Source organism: Streptomyces sp. NBC_00102 (genome assembly GCF_026343115.1).
Taxonomy (GTDB): domain Bacteria; phylum Actinomycetota; class Actinomycetes; order Streptomycetales; family Streptomycetaceae; genus Streptomyces.
Genome location: NZ_JAPEMC010000001.1, coordinates 2,900,670 through 2,918,328 on the forward strand (window position 1 = coordinate 2,900,670; position 17,659 = coordinate 2,918,328).

The following is a 17,659-nucleotide window of genomic DNA, read 5'->3' on the forward strand; positions in this document are numbered from 1 at the left end:
GTGGTCAGTGGGCCGCGAGGCCCGCGTCGCGGAACGCGTCCAGGCTGGGGCGGATGGTCGCCGTCAGGCCGGTCGTCGGAGAGACGGCGTCCAGGGTCTTGAGGCCGTCACCGGTGTTCAGGACGACGGTGGTCAGCGTCGGGTCGAGCAGACCGGCCTCGATCAGCTTCCGCGTCACGCCGACGGTCACACCGCCCGCGGTCTCCGCGAAGATGCCCTCGGTGCGGGCGAGGAGCTTGATCGCGTCGACGACCTGCTCGTCGTCGACGTCCTCCACCGCTCCGCCGGTGCGGCGGGCGATGTCCAGGACGTACGGGCCGTCGGCCGGGTTGCCGATCGCGAGCGACTTGGCGATCGTGTTCGGCTTCTGCGGGCGGACCACGTCGTGGCCGGCCTTGAAGGCGGTGGAGACCGGGGAGCAGCCCTCGGCCTGGGCGCCGAAGATCTTGTACGGCTTGTCCTCGACGAGACCGAGCTTGATCAGCTCCTGAAGCCCCTTGTCGATCTTGGTGAGCTGGGAGCCGGACGCGATCGGGATGACCAGCTGGTCGGGCAGCTGCCAGCCGAGCTGCTCGCAGATCTCGTACGCGAGCGTCTTCGAGCCCTCGCCGTAGTACGGGCGGAGGTTGACGTTGACGAAGCCCCAGCCCTCGCCGAGCGGGTCGCCGATCAGCTCGGAGCAGAAGCGGTTCACGTCGTCGTAGTTGCCGTCGATGCCGACGAGCTCGCCGCCGTACACCGCGGCCATGACGACCTTGCCCTCTTCCAGGTCGTGCGGGATGAACACGCAGGAGCGGAAGCCGGCCCGGGCGGCGGCGGCACCGACCGCGCCGGCGAGGTTGCCGGTGGAGGAGCAGGAGAGGGTGGTGAAACCGAAGGCACGGGCGGCCTCGACGGCGATCGCGACGACGCGGTCCTTGAAGGAGTGCGTCGGATTGCCGGAGTCGTCCTTGACGTACAGGGAGCCGGTGATGCCCAGTTCACGGGCGAGGTTCTCGGCCTTGACCAGCTTGGTGAAGCCGGGGTTGATGTTGGGCTTGTCAGCGACATCGGCGGGGACCGGCAGCAGCGGCGCGTAGCGCCAGATGTTGTTCGGGCCGGCTTCGATGCGCTTCTTCAGCTCGTCCGGGGAGCCGCTCGGCAGGTCGTACGCCACTTCGAGCGGCCCGAAACAGGACGCGCAGGCGAAGATGGGACCAAGCTCGAAACGCTCGCCGCACTCGCGGCAGGAAAGCGCGGTGGCGGGACCGAGATCCACGGTTCCGGACGTCGCTTCGGCAATCTGAACAGCCATGATGGCGGAGGCCCTTTCTCCTCATCTTCCTTGCGACGCATTTCGCCGCAAGACGGAATTGGCACCTTCCCCACCGTGGCCTCGCGGCCGGCGGGAGGGTTGCCGGGACTTCAACGGGCCGTTCCCTCAGTCCCTCTGGATGAGCGCTATGGCACTGGACCGTTCGATCCAGGCGTTTGTCCGCCCTCTGACCCCGACATGCGAAGGCAGTAAGCGTTGTTCAAGACTGTAACCGAAGCACCCGACGGGTGAGGTAGTCGTCCGAACCGCGAGATGGATCACATACAGGGAGTATCGCCCGTGCTGGAAGAGGTCGACAGCTGGCTGAACCGCCGTTCCTGGGCCGCCTCCGACCGCCCCCTGGACCGCCTCCTGGCCGCCCGGGGCCGCGACCTGCGGAGTTCCTCGGTGAGCGTCGTGCTGCCCGCGCTGAACGAGGAGGCGACGGTCGGCGACATCGTCCGGACCATCCGCCGCGAGCTGATGGAGAAGGTCCCGCTGGTCGACGAACTCGTGGTGATCGACTCCGGTTCCACCGACGCCACCTCCGCCGTCGCCCGGGCGGCGGGAGCCCGGGTGGTGCACCGCGACGAGATCCTCCCCCGGATTCCGGCCGTACCCGGCAAGGGCGAGGTGCTCTGGCGGTCGCTCTTCGTGACCAGTGGCGAGATCGTCTGCTTCGTCGACGCCGACCTCAAGGACTTCTCCGCCGATTTCGTCTCCGGCATCATCGGCCCGCTCCTGACCGACCCGGACATCCAGTTCGTCAAGGCGATGTACGACCGGCCGCTGGAGACCGCGGACGCCGAACGCCCCGCCGGTACCCCCGCACAGGGCGGACGCGTCACCGAACTGGTCGCACGCCCCCTGCTCAATCTGCACTGGCCGAGACTCGCCGGCTTCGTCCAGCCGCTGGGCGGCGAGTACGCGGTCCGTCGCGGGCTCCTGGAACAGCTGGCCTTCCCGGTCGGGTACGGGGTGGAGCTGGGTCTCCTGGTGGACGCGCTCCACACGGTGGGGCTCGACGCGCTGGCCCAGGTGGACGTCGGCGTCCGCCGCCACCGCCACCAGGACGGTCAGGCGCTGGGACGGATGGCCGCCGCGATCTACCGGACCGCCCAGCTGCGGCTCTCCCGGGGACATCTCGTGCGTCCGGCGCTGACCCAGTTCGAACGGGACGAGCACGGTTTCCGGCCCCGCACCTACGCGGTGGACACCGAGGAACGGCCCCCGGTCCGGGAGATCCCCGAGTACGGCGCGCGCCCCGCGGCCTGAGGAGTCCGCAGGCTCCGTCCGAACACGTTTGGGGGGTTACGTATCGGGCTAGGTTCCGCTACATGGTCTCCGAGCACACCGCCCAGGTCCTCGTCGCGTCCAACCGCGGCCCCGTGTCGTACACGCTGAACGAGGACGGTTCCCTCGACGCACGCCGGGGCGGGGGCGGGCTCGTCTCCGGGCTGAGCGCCGTCGACGACAAGGTGTGGGTCTGCGCCGCACTGAGCGACGGCGACCGCGAGGCGGTCCGGCGCGGCGTCGGCGAAGAAGGCGTCCGGATGCTCGACATCGACGCCGCCGTGCACGCCGACGCCTACAACGGCATCGCCAACTCCGTGCTCTGGTTCGTCCACCACCTGCTCTACCAGACCCCGGTCGAGCCGGTCTTCGACGACGAGTTCCGGCGCCAGTGGGCCGCGTACGAGACGTACAACCGGGCCTTCGCCGAGGCGCTGGCCGAGGAGGCCGGCGAGGGCGCCGCCGTGCTGGTGCAGGACTACCACCTGGCGCTGGTCCCCGGAATGCTCCGCGAACTCCGCGCCGACCTGCGCATCGGCCACTTCTCGCACACCCCGTGGGCGCCGGTCGACTACTTCCGGCTGCTGCCGGACGACATCGGCGAGCAGCTGCTGCGCGGCATCCTCGGCGCCGACCGGGCCGCGTTCCTCACCCGCCGCTGGGCGGACGCCTTCATCGGCTGCTGCACCGAAATCCTCGGCGGCACCAGCGGCACCCGCATCGGCGTGCACGGGCTCGGCGCCGACGGCGACTTCCTGCTCGCCCGTTCGCACGAGCCGGACGTGGACGAGCGGATGGCCGCGCTGCGCGAGCAGATCGGCGGCGACGGCAGCCGGAAGACGATCGTCCGGGTCGACCGGACCGAGCTGTCCAAGAACATCGTGCGCGGGCTGCACGCGTACCGGACCCTCCTCGACAACCACCCCGAGTGGCGCGAACGCGTCGTGCACATCGCCTTCGCCTACCCCTCCCGCCAGGACCTGGCGGTCTACCGCGAGTACACGTCCGCCGTCCAGGAGCTCGCCGACGAGATCAACAAGTCGTACGGCACCGACACCTGGACCCCGGTCGTCCTGCACGTGAAGGACGACTTCGCCCGCTCCCTCGCGGCCTACCGGCTGGCCGACGTGGCGCTGGTCAACCCCATCCGGGACGGCATGAACCTGGTCGCCAAGGAGGTCCCGGTCGTCTCCGACCACGGGGTCGCCCTGGTGCTCTCCCGCGAGGCCGGGGCGTACGAGGAGCTGGGCGCCGACTCGTTGGTGGTCAACCCGTACGACGTCAGCGCGACGGCCGAGGCCCTGCACGAGGCGCTGACCATGGACGAGCGGGAGCGGTCCGAGCGCTCGGCCCGGCTCGCGGAGGCCGCCACCGCGCTGCCGCCGCAGGCGTGGTTCCTCCAGCAGCTGGAGGCGCTGCGGGAGGGGTGAGCGCGCCCCCGTCCTCGGCGCCCGCCTCACCCGTCTTCCGGGCGTCCGCCCCGGACGCCTTCGGTCTCAGATGTTTTCGGCCACCGCCGCCAGCAGCGCCGCGACGTCCGCCGGCCCGGGCACGACCAGGTCGGCGCGGCCGGCCAGCTCGGGCACCTCGGTGCCGCCGCTGCACACCAGCAGCCCCGGCACCGGGTCCGGGCCACCGGAACGCAGCTTCTCCACCGCCGCGAAAGCCGCGATGTCGCCGAGGTCGTCGCCCGCGTAAAGCACCGCCCCGGCCCCCGTCTCCGCCACGTACTCGGTGAGCGCCACGCCCTTGTCGACGCCGGGCGGGCGCAGCTCCAGGACCTGGCGGCCCGGCTCGACGATCAGCCCGTGGCGCGCGGCGAGCGCGCCCAGCGGCTCCCGCAGCAGCTCGAAGGCGGCCTGCGGATCGGCGGCCCGGCGGGTGTGGACGGCGACGGCCTGCCCCTTCTCCTCCACCCAGGTGCCGTTCAGCACCTCGGGCCCCTCCAGCAGGGCGGGCAGCTCCGCGCGGACGGCGGCGAGGCCCGGGTGCGGCGGCGGGGCGGCCACTTCGCCGGAGGCGGCGTCCCAGCGCTCGGCGCCGTAATGGCCGAGAACCACCAGGTGGTCCAGGCCGGGAACCCCGGCGAACCCGCCGTGCGCGACCGCGACGGCGGCCGGGCGGCCGGTGATCACGACGACGGACGCGATCTTCGGCGCGAGCGCGGCGAGCGCGGGCAACACGTCGGCGTGGGCCCGCGCCTGCTCGGGGTCGGGGACGATCTCGGCGAGGGTGCCGTCGAAGTCGAGTGCCACCACGGCCCGGTCCGGCCGGGCCAGGAGCGCGGCGAGCCCTTCGCGGCCCGCTTCGGTGGACGGAGTCGGCAGGTGGTCCCGGTGGATGCCCATGGTCCGACCCTAGCGCCGCATCGGCCGCGTCGGCCGGGGCGGCCCGAGCGGGCCCGCGGAGCCCGCACGCCCGGGGCGGGTCCCGGCCCGTGCCCCGCAAGGGCTGTCCCGCAATCCGTGGTGGACCGGTGCGCGGCGTCGGATGCGGTGCATCGCAAGGCGGAGGAGCGTCCGCATACTGGATGCATGCGGACGTTCCGACAACGCGGCGAGGTGCCGTAGCTGTCGTCGCGCACCCACCAGGGATTGCGGGACAGCCCGTAGGCTCGGGAGGGAGGGAGCGCGGGACAGCAGCAAGGAGCACGAACGCATGGACGACCCCATCCAGCAGGTCGAGTACGAGCAGATGCTGCTCAGCCGTCACATCTTCCTGCGCACCGCCAACGGCCGGCGCAAGGACGACGTGCTGGAGCGGAGCGCGTACGTCCTGCTGAGCCGCATCCGCGTGCAGGGGCCGATGTCCATCAAGGAGCTCAGCGACGCCTTCGGGCTCGACTCGTCCACCCTCAACCGGCAGACCGCCGCCGCGATGCAGGCCGGTCTGGTGGAGCGCATTCCGGACCCCTCAGGAGGGATGGCCCGCAAGTTCCGGATCACCCCGGAGGGTGCGCAGCGGCTCGACGAGGAGCGCGAGAAGAACGCGAGCGGGCTCGGGCTCGTGCTGGAGAAGTGGTCCGCGGAGGACGTGGAGACGTTCGCGGAGTACCTCAAGCGGTTCAACACCGACATCGAGCGGCTCTCCGGGCGGCCCTGGCCACGGCCGTAGCCGGTGTCCGGGGTGTGCGCGGCCCACGGCCGGATCGCTCGCGCGGCCCGTGGCCGCGTCGCTCGTGCGGGTGAGCCGGGTGCGCGGTGGCCCCGGCTCAGCGCCGGTTCCGCTTGGCGTCCCGTACGCGGCGCAGGCGGTTGACCGTCACGGGGTCCGCCTCCAGGGCGCGGCGGTCCTCGATCAGGGCGTTCACCAGCTGGTAGTACCGGACCGGGGAGAGGCCCAGTTCCTCGCGGATGGCACGTTCCTTCGCGCCGGGGCTCGCCCAGGACCGCCTTTCCAGCGCCAGCAGCGCGAGGTCCCGTGCGGAGAGCGCCGCGGTGCCCGGGCTCGCGTCGGCACCGGTTCCGTCAGCGTCGGCGCCGGTATCGATGGGTCCGTTTCCGTGCTCGGGGGCGGTCATGCCGACCAACGTAACGCGCGCCCCGGACAGCGCCACCGGGGCGCCCCACCGCCTGGGGATTTTTGTATGCACACAAAACAAAGCGGAATAGTGGACTAGACCTTTTGAGACCGGGGGGTGAAACTGTCCCCCGTGAGACATGTCATCGCCCTCGATGTGGGCGGCACGGGAATGAAGGCCGCGCTGGTCGGAGCCGACGGCACCCTCCTGCACGAGGAGCGACGGGCCACCGGACGGGAGCGCGGTCCCGAGGCGGTGGTCGAGAGCATCCTCGGGTTCGCCGCCGATCTGCGCGCGTACGGCGAGGAGCACTTCGGCGAGCCCGCCGTCGCCGCCGGGGTCGCGGTTCCGGGCATCGTCGACGCCGAGCGGGGCATAGCGGTCTACGCCGCCAATCTCGGCTGGCGCGACCTGCCCCTGAGCGACCTGCTCGGCGAACGGCTCGGCTCCATCCCCGTCGCCCTCGGCCACGACGTCCGCACCGGAGGACTGGCCGAAGGCCGCGGCGGGGCCGGACGCGGCACCGACCGCTTCCTCTTCGTCGCCCTCGGCACCGGCATCGCCGGAGCCATCGGCATCGACGGGGTCGTCGAGCCGGGCGCGCACGGCAGCGCCGGAGAGATAGGGCACGTCGTGGTCCGGCCGGACGGCCCGGAGTGCGGCTGCGGACAGCGCGGCTGCCTGGAGACGCTCGCCTCCGCCGCCGCCGTCAGCCGTGCCTGGGCCGCCGCCTGCGGCGATCCCGCCCAGGACGCCGCGGACTGCGCGCGGGCCGTCGAGGCGGGCGATCCGGCCGCCCTGCGCGTCTGGGCGGACGCCGTCGACGCCTTGGCGGCCGGGCTCATCATCGCGATCACCCTGCTGGACCCGCGCACCCTGATCGTCGGTGGCGGTCTCGCCGAGGCCGGGGAAACCTTGTTCACACCACTGCGTGCGGCCGTCGAGGAACGCGTCACGTTCCAGACACTGCCCCACATCGTTCCGGCGGCCCTCGGGGACAGCGCCGGATGCCTGGGCGCGGGACTGCTCGCCTGGGATCTACTCGCCACGGAGGTATCCGTCTGATGGCCGGACGCGCAGACAGCACGGTTCTCACCGGCGCCCGGGTCGTACGGCCCGGCGGCACCGAGGAGAACGGCCGGTTGGCCGTCGAGGGCACACGGATCGCCGACGGGGCCCGCGAGGACGCCCGCACCATCGACCTGACCGGCCACTGGGTCGTCCCCGGGTTCGTGGACATGCACAACCACGGCGGCGGCGGCGCGTCCTTCACCGCCGGTTCGGTGGACCAGGTGCTGACGGGCGTACGGACGCACCGCGAGCACGGCACCACCACCGTCGTCGCCTCCACCGTCACCGACAGCCTGGACTTCCTCGGCCGGTGGGCCGGGGTCCTCTCCGAGCTGGCCGAACAGGGCGACATCGCGGGCATCCACTTCGAGGGCCCCTTCATCTCGCCCTGCCGCAAGGGCGCGCACAGCGAAGCGCTGCTGCGCGACCCCGACCCGGCCGCCGTCCAGGCCCTGCTGACGGCCGCGCGCGGCACCGCGAAGATGGTGACGCTCGCCACCGAACTCCCCGGCGGACTCGACTCGGTACGGCTCCTCGCCGAACAGGGCGTCATCGCGGCGATCGGCCACACCGACGCCAGCTACGAGCAGACCGTCGAGGCGATCGACGCGGGCGCCACCGTCGCGACCCACCTCTACAACGCGATGCCCGCCCTCGGCCACCGCACCCCCGGCCCGATCGCGGCGCTGCTGGAGGACGAGCGGATCACCGTCGAACTGATCAACGACGGTACCCATCTGCACCCGGCGGCCCTGGAGATGGCCTACCACCACGCGGGCGCCGCCCGGGTCGCGCTGATCACCGACGCCATGGACGCGGCCGGCTTCGGCGACGGCGCGTACCAGCTCGGCCCGCTCGCGGTCGAGGTCAAGGACGGCGTCGCCCGGCTGGTGGAGGGCGGCTCGATCGCCGGGTCCACCCTCACCCTGGACACCGCGTTCCGGCGGGCCGTGACGATCGACCGCATCCCGGTCGAGGACGTCGTCCGGTCCATCTCCGTCAACCCGGCCCGGCTGCTCGGCCTCTACGACCGGATCGGCTCGCTGGAGACCGGCAAGGACGCCGACCTGGTGGTACTTGACGAGGCGTTCGTCCTCAAGGGCGTCATGCGCAAGGGCGAGTGGATCGTCGAGCCGAAGGGCGTCTGAGGGTCGTTTCCCCCTGAGGGGGACGGTACATCGCCGCCCGCGAAACGGCGTTGTCACCACCGTCCCCGTCAGGGCACGCTCTTCCCATGCTGATCAGGGAAGCCACCGCGGAGGACTGGCCGGCCATCTGGCCCTTCTTCCATACGATCGTCGCCGCCGGCGAGACCTTCACCTACCCCGCCGACCTCGACGAAGAGCAGGCAAGCGACTGGTGGTTGCTGCCGCGTCCGAACCGCACGGTCGTCGCCGTGGACGACGCCGGGGCCGTCCTCGGCACCGCGAAGATGAACCGCAACCACCAGGGCAACGGCTCGCACATCGCGAGCGCCAGCTACATGGTCGACCCGGCGCACTCCGGGCAGGGCGTGGGGCGGGCACTGTGCGCGTACACCGTGGAGTGGGCGCGCGAACAGGGGTACCGCGCGATGCAGTTCAACGCGGTGGTGGAGACGAACGTCCACGCCGTGAAGCTCTACGAGTCGCTGGGGTTCGAGGTCATTGGCACCTTGCCGGAGGGCTTCCGGCACCCGAAGGACGGGTACGTCGGGCTGCACATCATGCATCTGCGGCTCTGACCGGCGCAGCCGGGGCGCGAAACGGAGGAGTGCGGCAGGGTGCGGCGGAGTGCCGTTTCCCGGACGTCCGCCGCTCGTCCTCCGGACACCCTCTGGGCCCATGGCCGTCTCTTTGGCATGATCGCGGGAACGGCGCTCCCCCGGCGCGGCACGCACCGCCATCGGAACGCCTCATTCCACAACGCGGGACCGGCAAGCGGCCCGGCGAACGAGAGAGAAAAACCGGGGGGCGAGTCCAGGTGATCCTGACCGTCACGCTGAACACCGCACTCGACGTGACCTACACCGTCGCGGACCTCGTCCCGCACGGCCGCCACCGGGTGAGCGAGGTCGTGGAGCGGCCCGGCGGCAAGGGCGTCAACGTCGCCCGGGTCCTCGCCGCGCTCGGACACCCCACGGTCGTCACGGGGTTCGCCGGAGGCCGCACCGGCACCCTGGTGCGCGAACTGCTCGCCCCGCTGGGCCCGCACGACGCGCTCATACCCGTCGCCGGCGACACCCGCCGCACCGTGACCGTCGTCGAACGCTCCACCGGACGCACCACCCGGCTCGACGAGCCCGGCCCCGAGGTCGGCCACGACGAGTGGGCCGCCCTGCTCCGCACCTACGACGAACTCCTCGGCGAGGCAACGGCCGTGGCCCTCTGCGGCAGCCTGCCGCCGGGCATCCACGTCGGCGCCTACGCCGAACTCGTCCGCCGCGCCCGCGCCGCCGGAATACCCGTACTCCTGGACACCGGAGGGGAACCGCTGCGCCGGGGGATGGCCGCCCGCCCCGACCTCGCGACGCCGAACGCCGATGAACTCGCCCGCCTCACCGGTTCCCGGGAGCCCCTGCGCGCCACCCGCGACGCACGCCGCCGCGGTGCCCGCTCGGTGGTCGCCCCGCTCGGCACGGACGGCCTGGTCGCCGCCACCGAGGCCGGCACCTGGCGCGCCGCGCCGCCCTCCGCCGTACGGGGAAACGCGACGGGAGCGGACGACTCGGCGGCGGCCGGACTGCTGTCCGGGCTCGCCGAGGGACTGGACTGGCCGGACCGGCTGGCCCGCGCGGTGGCCCTGGCCTCCGCGACCGTACTCGCCCCGGCGGCCGGGGAGTTCGACGCGGACGCCTACGCGGAGCTGCTGCCCCGCGTCACCGTGGAGTCGCTCGCGCCGGTGCTCTGAACCACCGGCGCGGCGCCCACGGAGCCCGCGCCTACTGCTGCTGCCCGGCCTTCAGCGAAAGCTGGTCCAGGTTGGCGTCGCACTGGTCGCCGACCTCGCAGGAGAGCTTCAGGGTGTTGGAGCCCTTGGTGAGGTTGACGTAGGCGTAGGTGTTGGTCCACCCCTTCGCCGCGTCGCCCTCGGCGGCCTGCGCGTAGTTCTTCATGTTGATCGAGCGGGGCGCCTCGGCGTTGACCGTCAGGGTCGTCTTCGCGTCCTTGCCGGGCACGCCGTAGGTCACGTACAGGGTGTACGGACCGGCCTCCGGCACGTCGACCGACCAGGTGGCGGACCGGCCGACCTCGTTGAGGCTGATGTATTGCCCGCTGGCGCTCTTCGCACCCGGGACGGTGTTGTCCAGGGTGGCCGTGCCGCCGAGGGTGAGCGCCGCCGCGTCCTGTTTCGGCAGCTCGACCGGCTCGTCCGAGCCGGAGGGCTCGGGCGACGCCGACGTGCCGTTGTCGCCGCTGGGCGCGGCCGAGGCCGATGCCTCGTTCTTCTTGTCGTTCTTGTCGCTGTCGTCGCCCGTGGTCAGGGCGGCGGCGATACCGATCAGCACCACCGCGACGACCGCGATGGCGCCACCGAGGATGGCCTTCGTGTTGGGGCCACCACGGCCGCCGTTACCGCCGTTGCCGCCCCGCCCGGTACCACCACCGCCGTGCCCGACCGAACCGGACGCCGTCACGGCGCCGGCGCCGCCGGGGTAGGTCTCGGGGGCCGCGTACTGAGCGGTGGGCTGACCGTACTGCTGCGGGGCCTGCTGGCCGTACTGCTGCTGGGGCTGGCCATAGGGCTGCTGCGGCGGAACCTGCCCGTACTGGCGCTCTCCGACGGCCCGCACCTGGTTGTAAGAGGTCCGGGGGACGCCGCGCTGAGCTGCCGGTCCGGGGTAGCCGTAGCCGCCACCGCCGGGGGGCTGGGCGCCCGCCGCCTGCCCGTCGGCGTACAGGTAGCCGAACGGATCGTCGTCCTCGGGCTTGCCCTCGCCGTTGTTTCCGGCCGTCATCCCTGGGTCACTCCTCACCTTTCGCCAGCCGTCGCCGACCGGGCGAGCCTACCTCGTACGGAGCATCCGCCGAATGTCTCCCGGGTCCCCGCTCCCCCACCCGCCCCGGTACGGGGCCGGGCGGGGAACCATCCAGTAAACGTCATCCGGCTCTGCGGTGAACCTTCGCCCGCGACCGCTTCTCCACGTACATCCGCTGATCCGCCGAGGCCAGGACCTCTTCCACACTCATCCCGCACTCGGCCCAGCCGATACCGAAACTCGCACCGACCCGGACCGCCCTGCCGTCCACCCTGATGGGCGGGATGATCGCGTTCCGCAGGCGTACCGCCAGGTCGGCGGCGTCGGCCGCGCCGAGCCCGTCCGCGAGCACGACGAACTCGTCACCCCCGAGACGGGCGACGGTGTCCCCGTCCCGCACACAGGTACTGAGGCGGCGGGCCACCTCGATCAGGACCGCGTCGCCCGTGGTGTGACCGAATCGGTCGTTGATGGACTTGAAGCCGTCCAGATCGCAGAAGAGGACCGCGAGCCCCTTCGCCCCGTCGTCGCGCGCGGGGTCCGGCGCCACCGTGTGGACGTGGTGTTCGTAGGGGATGCCCGCGAGTCCCGGATCGACGTCGTACCCGTGCCCCCGGGCCTCCACGTCCCCGTACGCCGCGTCCAGCGCCTCGATCGCGGTGGCGGCGGTGGCGTGCGGGCGCTCGCAGAGCCGCTCGCTGAGCCGGGAACGCAGCTCCGCGCTGTTGGGCAGACCGGTGAGGGCGTCGTGCGAGGCGCGGTGCGCAAGGTTCAGCTCGTGCCGCTTGCGCTCCTCTATGTCCTCCACGTGCGTGAGGAGGAAGCGCGGCCCGTCCGTGGTGTCCGCGACCACCGAGTTGCGGAGCGAGACCCAGAGGTACGTACCGTCGCGCCGGCCGAGCCGCAGCTCGGCCCGCCCGCCCTCGGCGGACGTACGGAGCAGGGTGCCGAGATCCTCGGGATGGACCAGGTCGGCGAAGGACTGGCGGCGCAGCACCGAGGCCGGGCGACCCAGCAGCCGGCAGAGCGCGTCGTTGGTCCGGAGCAGCCGCCCGTGCAGGTCGCCGCCCACCTCCGCGATGGCCATGCCGCTGGGGGCGTACTCGAAGGCCTGGCGGAAGGATTCCTCACTGGCCCGCAGCGCCTGCTGCTCGCGTTCGAGACGGACCAGCGCGCGTTGCATGTTGGCGCGGAGCCGGGCGTTGCCTATCGCTATCGCGGCCTGCGAGGCGTACATCTGGAGCGCCTCGCGGCCCCAGGCGCCCGGGCGGCGGCCGTTGCGCGGGCGGTCCACGGAGAGCACGCCCAGCAGATCCTTGCGGTCCCGGCCGCCGTTGGTCGTGTACATCGGGGCGTAGAGGCGGTCCAGCGGATGCCACTCGTCCTCGAAGCGGGGCTCGGGACCCTCGGTGTGCCACTGCGGCACGTCGTCGTCGAGAAGGACCCAGCCTTCGGTGTGCGGTATGAACCGCAGATCCTCCCAGGCCTCCCCCATGGTCAGCCGGCGCTCCCAGGCGTCGCGGGAACCGGTGCGGCCGGTGATCAGCGCCTCGGCCGCGTTGTTGCCCGCGAACGCGGCCACGACGAGTTCACCGTCCGGCTGGACGAGATTGACACAGCCCAGCTCGTAGCCGAGACCGTTGACGATTCCGTCCGCCACGGTCTGCAGCGTGTCGGCAAGGCTGCGCGCCGAATTGAGATCAGCGACGGCCTGGTGCAGCTGCCGCATGGTCGCAAGACGGACGTAGGGCTCCGACTCGGCCTCCATTGCTCGCTCTCCCCGAGACCTCGACAGCAACTCCAGATGTCATATCGACGTACTTATCGCAGTGTCCTCGCCACTGAATCACAGCGAGCTGTGCAGCCGGTACACAGGGTCAACGAAATATCGCTCTCTGTGAGTCATGTCACAACAGAACGTAAAGGGGTGCCGACTTGTTCCCCATGGCGGTCCACCCACTCCGGCGCACACCCCGCGCAACTCCACGCATCACCGGTGCGCGGGACTCGCCCACGCTACCGGCGCACGCCCCCGCGTGCGCCCGTCGGCACCCTTGCGACCGGCTCGCAGGCATGTGCCGACGGTATGTGCGGTATGCACCTTCTTGGGCCGGAGACCTAGGACCCGGCTGGTCCCCTGGCCCGATGCGGGCCCGCATCGGGCGCGACTAGCGTGCGAGTGTGCCGCAGACGAAGACCCTCACCACGCGCCCCGATGACGTCCCCCATGCTGAGGGGGTGAGCAACGACGAGTTCCGGGCCGCTCTCGCGCGGCTGGCCGCCGGCGTAGTACTGGTAACCGCCGAGGAGCCGGCCGACGACGAGGGCGGACACGGCGAAGAGGCCGGAATGACCGCGACGGCGTTCCTGTCCGTCTCGCTGGACCCGCCGCTGGTGCTGGTCAGCCTGCGCAACGACTCCCGCATGGACGACCTGCTGGCCGAACAGCCGCTCTGGGCGGTCTCCGTCCTGGCGGCCGGTCAGCGGCAGATCGCCTCCCGCTTCTCGATGAAGGGCCGGATCAGCGACCGGCTGCTCTTCGCGGACGTCCCGCACGTGCGCGGCGAGGTCTCCGGGGCACCGCTGGTGAACGGGGCGCTGGCGACGCTGGAGTGCCGGACCGAGCAGCGGGTGCTGGCGGGCGACCACACCCTGGTGATCGGGCGGGTCCTCACCGCGTCCGTGCCGACGGCCACGGACGGCGAGCCGCTGCTGTACTTCAAGGGGAACTACCGGACGCTGGGCTGAGAGACGGGCCGGAGGGCCGCGCTTCGCCGATCCGCCCGGCCCGTGTCACCAGTCGCGGCCGGAGCGTCCGCGCTTGGTGTCGCTCCGCTGCTTCTTCTCCCGCAGCCGGCGTTCGTTGATCCCGCGCGGGATCTTGCGCTTGCGGCGGGGCGCCGGCGGCGGCGCCGTCGCCTCCGCCAGCAGGGAGGCGAGCCGCACGGCGGCCGTCTCGCGGTTGCGCCACTGCGAACGGTGCTCGGAGGCGCGTACGGAGACCACCCCGTCGATCAGCCGGCCGGCCAGCCGCTCCAGCGCGCGCTCCTTCCAGACCTCGGGCAGCGCCTCGGTGGCGGCGAGGTCGAAGCGCAGCTCCACCTGGGTGTCGCTGGTGTTGACGTGCTGCCCCCCGGGCCCGGAGGACCGCGAGAAACGCCACATGAGCTCGGCCTCCGGCAGGGAGACCGCACCGCGGATGACATAGGGCCCGGACATGACACCCAGTCTCCCCGGCCCCCGGGCGGTCCGTCACCTTCTTTTGACGGGGCCGGCGGCAGCCCCGTCCCCCGGCCCGCGTACCGCGGGGACAGAACGGGACGAAAGTTCGGCAAAGAAAGTAAAGGGACCAGGAACCTCGTGGCCTCCCTCTCGCGTTATGACGGGTGACGGTAGCTTTCGTGATGGCACGAAGCCCGCACATGACGAGGAAAGGGACTTCCCATGGCAGTAAGCCTGTCCAAGGGCGGCAACGTCTCGCTCACCAAGGAGGCACCGGGCCTGACCGCCGTCACGGTCGGCCTCGGCTGGGACGTCCGCACCACCACCGGCACCGACTTCGACCTCGACGCCTCGGCGATCGCGGTGAACCCGACGGGCAAGGTCGTCTCCGACGGCCACTTCGTCTTCTTCAACAACAAGTCGACGCCGGACCAGACCATCGTCCACACCGGTGACAACGTCACCGGCCAGGGCGAGGGCGACGACGAGCAGATCAACGTCAACCTGGCGGGCCTGCCGGCCGACGTGGACAAGATCGTCTTCCCGGTCTCCATCTACGACGCCGAGAACCGCAGCCAGAACTTCGGCCAGGTGCGGAACGCCTTCATCCGCATCATCAACCAGGCCGGCGGCACCGAGATCGCCCGCTACGACCTCAGCGAGGACGCCGCCACCGAGACCGCGATGGTCTTCGGCGAGCTCTACCGCAACGGCGCCGAGTGGAAGTTCCGCGCGGTCGGCCAGGGTTACGCCTCGGGTCTGCGCGGCATCGCGCAGGACTTCGGCGTCAACATCTGACGCGAGAGACCGTCCGCGCGTCCGGCGCGTCCAGGGCGGGCAGCCTGACGGCAGCCCCCTGACGCCCGTTCCGCGTACCCCGCTCAGGGCCTCTCCCGCACGCGCCGGAGAGGCCCTGAGCCGCGCGGAGCGGGTGGATTCCCGCTCCACGACAGGTCAGTTCTGCGGCAGGTCAGTTCTGCGACAGGTCAGTTCGGCGGCAGATCCGGCGCGTTCGGGTCGGCCGGGCGCTCGTCGCCGTACAGCCAGACCGACCAGAGCCGCGACAGGTCCAGGCCCGTCACCTTCTCCGCGTAGGACGTGAACTCCTCCGTCGACGCGTTGCCGTGCCGGTGCGCCCGGGTCCAGCCCTTGAGCAGGGCGAAGAACCTCTCGTCGTCGTCCACCGCGAGCCGCAGCCGGTGCACGACCATGGCTCCGCGCCCGTACACCGGTGGCTGCGAGACATCGGCCGCGGTCGGCGGCTTCGCCGGCGGGAAGGCCCAGTTGGCGTCGTCGTCGAAGGCCTCCTCGAAGCTCTCCCCCACCGGGGTGTCCTCGTGGTCCTCGCTCCAGAGCCACTCCGCGTACGTCGCGAACCCCTCGTTGAGCCACATGTCCTGCCAGTCGGCCGGAGTGACCGAATCGCCGAACCACTGGTGCGCCAGCTCGTGGACGAGGAGCCCGGTGGTCGGCGGGCCGGGGTAGTACGGCCGGTTCTGCGTCTCCAGGGCGTACTCGGAATCCTCGGCCCGGTCCACGATCGCCCCCGCCGAACGGAACGGGTACGGCCCGAACCTCTCCGCCTCCCACGCCAGGATCCGCGGAATCCGGGCGAGTTCCGGCTCCGCCTCCGCCGCCGCCTCGGGGTCCACGGCGGTGAAGACCGTGAGGCCGCCCGCGCGGGACTCCTTCGTGACGAAACGGCCGATCGCGACCGTCGCGAGGTAGCTCGCCATGGGTTCGGTGGTGCGCCAGGTGTACGTGGTGCGGGCGGGGTCGCCGGTGGTGCCCTTGGTGGTGCGCCGGGAGGCGAGTTCGCCGTTGGAGACGGCCGTCAGGCCCTCGGGGACGGTGACCGCGACGGTGTAGGTGGCCTTGTCGCTCGGGTGGTGGTTGCCGGGGAACCACGTCGGGCCGCCCGCCGGCTCGCCGAGCGCGACGGCCCCGTCCGCAGTCCGCAGCCACCCCTCGTGGGTGCCGTCCGCGTCCGTCAGGGTGCGGGGCGCACCGGAGTAGTGGACGACCGTCTCGAAAGTGCGGCCCCTGCGGAGGCGGCCGGCGACCTGCGCGTCGGGGCGGAGGACCAGCTCGCCGCCCGCCCGGCTCACCGCGGCGGGCCGCCCCTCGACGGTCGCCCCGGTCACGTCGAGCCCGACGAGGTCGAGGTGGAAGGCGCTCAGGTCCTGGGTGGCGCGGGCGGTGATCGTCGCCGTGCCCGTCAGGTGCTCGGCGCTCCGGTCGACGGAGAGCCGGAGGTCGTAGTGGCTGACGTCGTAGCCGCCGTTCCCGAGCTTCGGGAAGTACGGATCGCGCACTCCGGCCGCGCCCGGCGTCCCGGCCACCCCGGCCCCCGCGCCCGTACAGGCCGAAGCGGTGCAGCCGAGGACGGCGCAGGCGAGCAGCAGAGCACCGGCGCGCGCGGGGAGCCGGAGGGCCGAGAGCCGCCCTCGTGCGGGGACGAGTCCACGTGCGGGGATGCGCCTGCGTGCGGGGATGCGCCTGCGTGCGGGGATGCGCCTGCGTGCGGGGATGCGCGGTTTCACGGCGCCGATCCTATGTACCGGGCACGGGGTGGACCCGCCCCCGCGCGGGGGCGGGGGCGGGGGCGGGACCAGGTGCGGTCACCGGGCGAGGGCGGCGACCCCCGCGCGGGCGAACTTCTCGTCGAGGTCTCCGCTCGGGGCGCCCGCGACGCCGACCGCCGCGACGGGAGCGCCCTTGACCTGGACCGGGGCGCCGCCCGCGAGGAAGAGGGTGCCGGGGATGTCCTTCAGGTTCGGGGCCTGGTCCAGGCGCCCGACCAGCTCGGAGGTCGGGGCGTTCCAGGAGACCGCGGTGTACGCCTTCTTCTCGGCGGACTCCGGGGACTGCGGACCGGCGCCGTCGCCGCGCAGGCTGACGATCGTGTTGCCGTCGCGGTCGACGACCGCGACCGAGACGCGCTGGTTCTCCTTCTGCGCGGCGTCGAGCACGGCCTGCGCGGCCTTCGTGGCGGCGGCCACCGTGAGGTGGGTCGTCTGCTGGAGGTTCCGGTTCGCGGTGGCGGCCGAGACGGCGGCCGGGGCCGAAGAGGGCGACGAGGCGGGCGCCGAGGCACTGGCGGAGACCGCGCCGAACGTACCCGCGCCCAGTGCGGCGACGGCCACCGCGCCGGTCAGGACCCGGGCCCGCAGCGAGAACCTGCGGCCGGCGGGGGTGGAAGCGGGGGCCGAGGGGGTGGCGGTGGCGGCGGGGGGAGTGACGTTCATGGCGGGTTCCTCCGGGTTCGGTGCGGCGCCCGGCCGGTCGGCGGTGGCGCTCC

17 protein-coding genes and 1 riboswitch are annotated in these 17,659 nt (G+C 72.2%); of the genes, 9 read left to right on the forward strand and 8 right to left on the reverse strand.

Features of this window, described 5'->3' with window-relative positions:
• Positions 1 to 4: 4 nt before the first annotated feature.
• On the reverse strand, positions 5 to 1,294 hold the full coding sequence (gene thrC / locus OHA55_RS12870) for a threonine synthase (protein ID WP_266705883.1): 1,290 nt from the start codon (positions 1,292 to 1,294) through the stop codon (positions 5 to 7).
• Between the two features lie 18 nt (positions 1,295 to 1,312).
• A riboswitch (SAM riboswitch) is annotated at positions 1,313 to 1,440 on the reverse strand.
• Between the two features lie 154 nt (positions 1,441 to 1,594).
• Between thrC and OHA55_RS12875 the strand changes: the two genes are divergently transcribed.
• Both OHA55_RS12875 and OHA55_RS12880 read left to right on the forward strand, forming a co-directional pair.
• Positions 1,595 to 2,569 carry a glucosyl-3-phosphoglycerate synthase gene (locus OHA55_RS12875; protein ID WP_266705885.1) on the forward strand — a complete coding sequence of 325 codons (975 nt, stop codon included), beginning with the start codon at positions 1,595 to 1,597 and terminating at the stop codon, positions 2,567 to 2,569.
• A 62-nt stretch (positions 2,570 to 2,631) separates the two neighbouring features.
• Positions 2,632 to 4,017 (forward strand): trehalose-6-phosphate synthase, encoded by a 1,386-nt coding sequence (locus OHA55_RS12880; RefSeq protein ID WP_266705887.1) that lies wholly within the window; start codon positions 2,632 to 2,634, stop codon positions 4,015 to 4,017.
• A 66-nt stretch (positions 4,018 to 4,083) separates the two neighbouring features.
• On the opposite strand, the gene otsB is transcribed toward OHA55_RS12880, so the two are convergent.
• Positions 4,084 to 4,935, reverse strand: coding sequence for a trehalose-phosphatase (gene otsB / locus OHA55_RS12885; RefSeq protein ID WP_266705889.1), 852 nt, complete (start codon positions 4,933 to 4,935; stop codon positions 4,084 to 4,086).
• Between the two features lie 310 nt (positions 4,936 to 5,245).
• Here otsB and OHA55_RS12890 point away from each other — a divergent pair, with 310 nt between their 5' ends.
• Positions 5,246 to 5,701 carry a MarR family winged helix-turn-helix transcriptional regulator gene (locus OHA55_RS12890; RefSeq protein WP_266705891.1) on the forward strand — a complete coding sequence of 152 codons (456 nt, stop codon included), beginning with the start codon at positions 5,246 to 5,248 and terminating at the stop codon, positions 5,699 to 5,701.
• Positions 5,702 to 5,798: 97 nt separating this feature from the next.
• On the opposite strand, the gene OHA55_RS12895 is transcribed toward OHA55_RS12890, so the two are convergent.
• A complete protein-coding gene (locus OHA55_RS12895) occupies positions 5,799 to 6,107 on the reverse strand; it encodes a DUF3263 domain-containing protein (RefSeq protein WP_266705892.1) in 309 nt (102 codons plus the stop codon).
• Positions 6,108 to 6,278: 171 nt separating this feature from the next.
• On the opposite strand from OHA55_RS12895, the gene OHA55_RS12900 reads away from it, so the two are divergent.
• The 4 genes from OHA55_RS12900 (at position 6,279) to OHA55_RS12915 (ending at position 10,067) form a co-directional block, all read left to right on the forward strand.
• Entirely contained in the window at positions 6,279 to 7,172 is an 894-nt protein-coding gene (locus OHA55_RS12900; protein WP_266710604.1) for an ROK family protein, read from the forward strand.
• Entirely contained in the window at positions 7,172 to 8,326 is a 1,155-nt protein-coding gene (nagA, locus tag OHA55_RS12905; protein ID WP_266705893.1) for an N-acetylglucosamine-6-phosphate deacetylase, read from the forward strand. Before OHA55_RS12900 ends, nagA begins: the two co-directional genes overlap by 1 nt.
• 86 nt (positions 8,327 to 8,412) lie before the next feature.
• Positions 8,413 to 8,901, forward strand: a complete 489-nt coding sequence (locus OHA55_RS12910) for a GNAT family N-acetyltransferase (RefSeq protein WP_266705895.1) — start codon at positions 8,413 to 8,415, stop codon at positions 8,899 to 8,901.
• Positions 8,902 to 9,140: 239 nt separating this feature from the next.
• Positions 9,141 to 10,067: a 1-phosphofructokinase family hexose kinase gene (locus OHA55_RS12915; protein ID WP_266705897.1), complete on the forward strand. Its 927-nt coding sequence runs from the start codon at positions 9,141 to 9,143 to the stop codon at positions 10,065 to 10,067.
• A 31-nt stretch (positions 10,068 to 10,098) separates the two neighbouring features.
• Here the strand turns inward: OHA55_RS12915 and OHA55_RS12920 are convergent, their stop codons facing one another.
• Together OHA55_RS12920 and cdgB are read right to left on the reverse strand one after the other, a co-directional pair.
• Positions 10,099 to 11,115 carry a carbohydrate-binding protein gene (locus tag OHA55_RS12920; RefSeq protein ID WP_266705899.1) on the reverse strand — a complete coding sequence of 339 codons (1,017 nt, stop codon included), beginning with the start codon at positions 11,113 to 11,115 and terminating at the stop codon, positions 10,099 to 10,101.
• A 142-nt stretch (positions 11,116 to 11,257) separates the two neighbouring features.
• Entirely contained in the window at positions 11,258 to 12,904 is a 1,647-nt protein-coding gene (cdgB, locus tag OHA55_RS12925) for a diguanylate cyclase CdgB (protein WP_266705901.1), read from the reverse strand.
• A gap of 470 nt (positions 12,905 to 13,374) precedes the next feature.
• Between cdgB and OHA55_RS12930 the strand changes: the two genes are divergently transcribed.
• Positions 13,375 to 13,884, forward strand: a complete 510-nt coding sequence (locus tag OHA55_RS12930) for a flavin reductase family protein (RefSeq protein ID WP_266710606.1) — start codon at positions 13,375 to 13,377, stop codon at positions 13,882 to 13,884.
• 45 nt (positions 13,885 to 13,929) lie between these two features.
• On the opposite strand, the gene arfB is transcribed toward OHA55_RS12930, so the two are convergent.
• On the reverse strand, positions 13,930 to 14,355 hold the full coding sequence (gene arfB / locus OHA55_RS12935; RefSeq protein ID WP_266705903.1) for an alternative ribosome rescue aminoacyl-tRNA hydrolase ArfB: 426 nt from the start codon (positions 14,353 to 14,355) through the stop codon (positions 13,930 to 13,932).
• 225 nt (positions 14,356 to 14,580) lie between these two features.
• Between arfB and OHA55_RS12940 the strand changes: the two genes are divergently transcribed.
• Entirely contained in the window at positions 14,581 to 15,156 is a 576-nt protein-coding gene (locus OHA55_RS12940; protein ID WP_266705905.1) for a TerD family protein, read from the forward strand.
• Between the two features lie 188 nt (positions 15,157 to 15,344).
• On the opposite strand, the gene OHA55_RS12945 is transcribed toward OHA55_RS12940, so the two are convergent.
• Together OHA55_RS12945 and OHA55_RS12950 are read right to left on the reverse strand one after the other, a co-directional pair.
• Positions 15,345 to 16,763 carry a M1 family metallopeptidase gene (locus OHA55_RS12945; RefSeq protein ID WP_266710608.1) on the reverse strand — a complete coding sequence of 473 codons (1,419 nt, stop codon included), beginning with the start codon at positions 16,761 to 16,763 and terminating at the stop codon, positions 15,345 to 15,347.
• 216 nt (positions 16,764 to 16,979) lie between these two features.
• Positions 16,980 to 17,606: a heme-binding protein gene (locus tag OHA55_RS12950; protein ID WP_266705907.1), complete on the reverse strand. Its 627-nt coding sequence runs from the start codon at positions 17,604 to 17,606 to the stop codon at positions 16,980 to 16,982.
• Between the last annotated feature and the right edge of the window lie 53 nt (positions 17,607 to 17,659).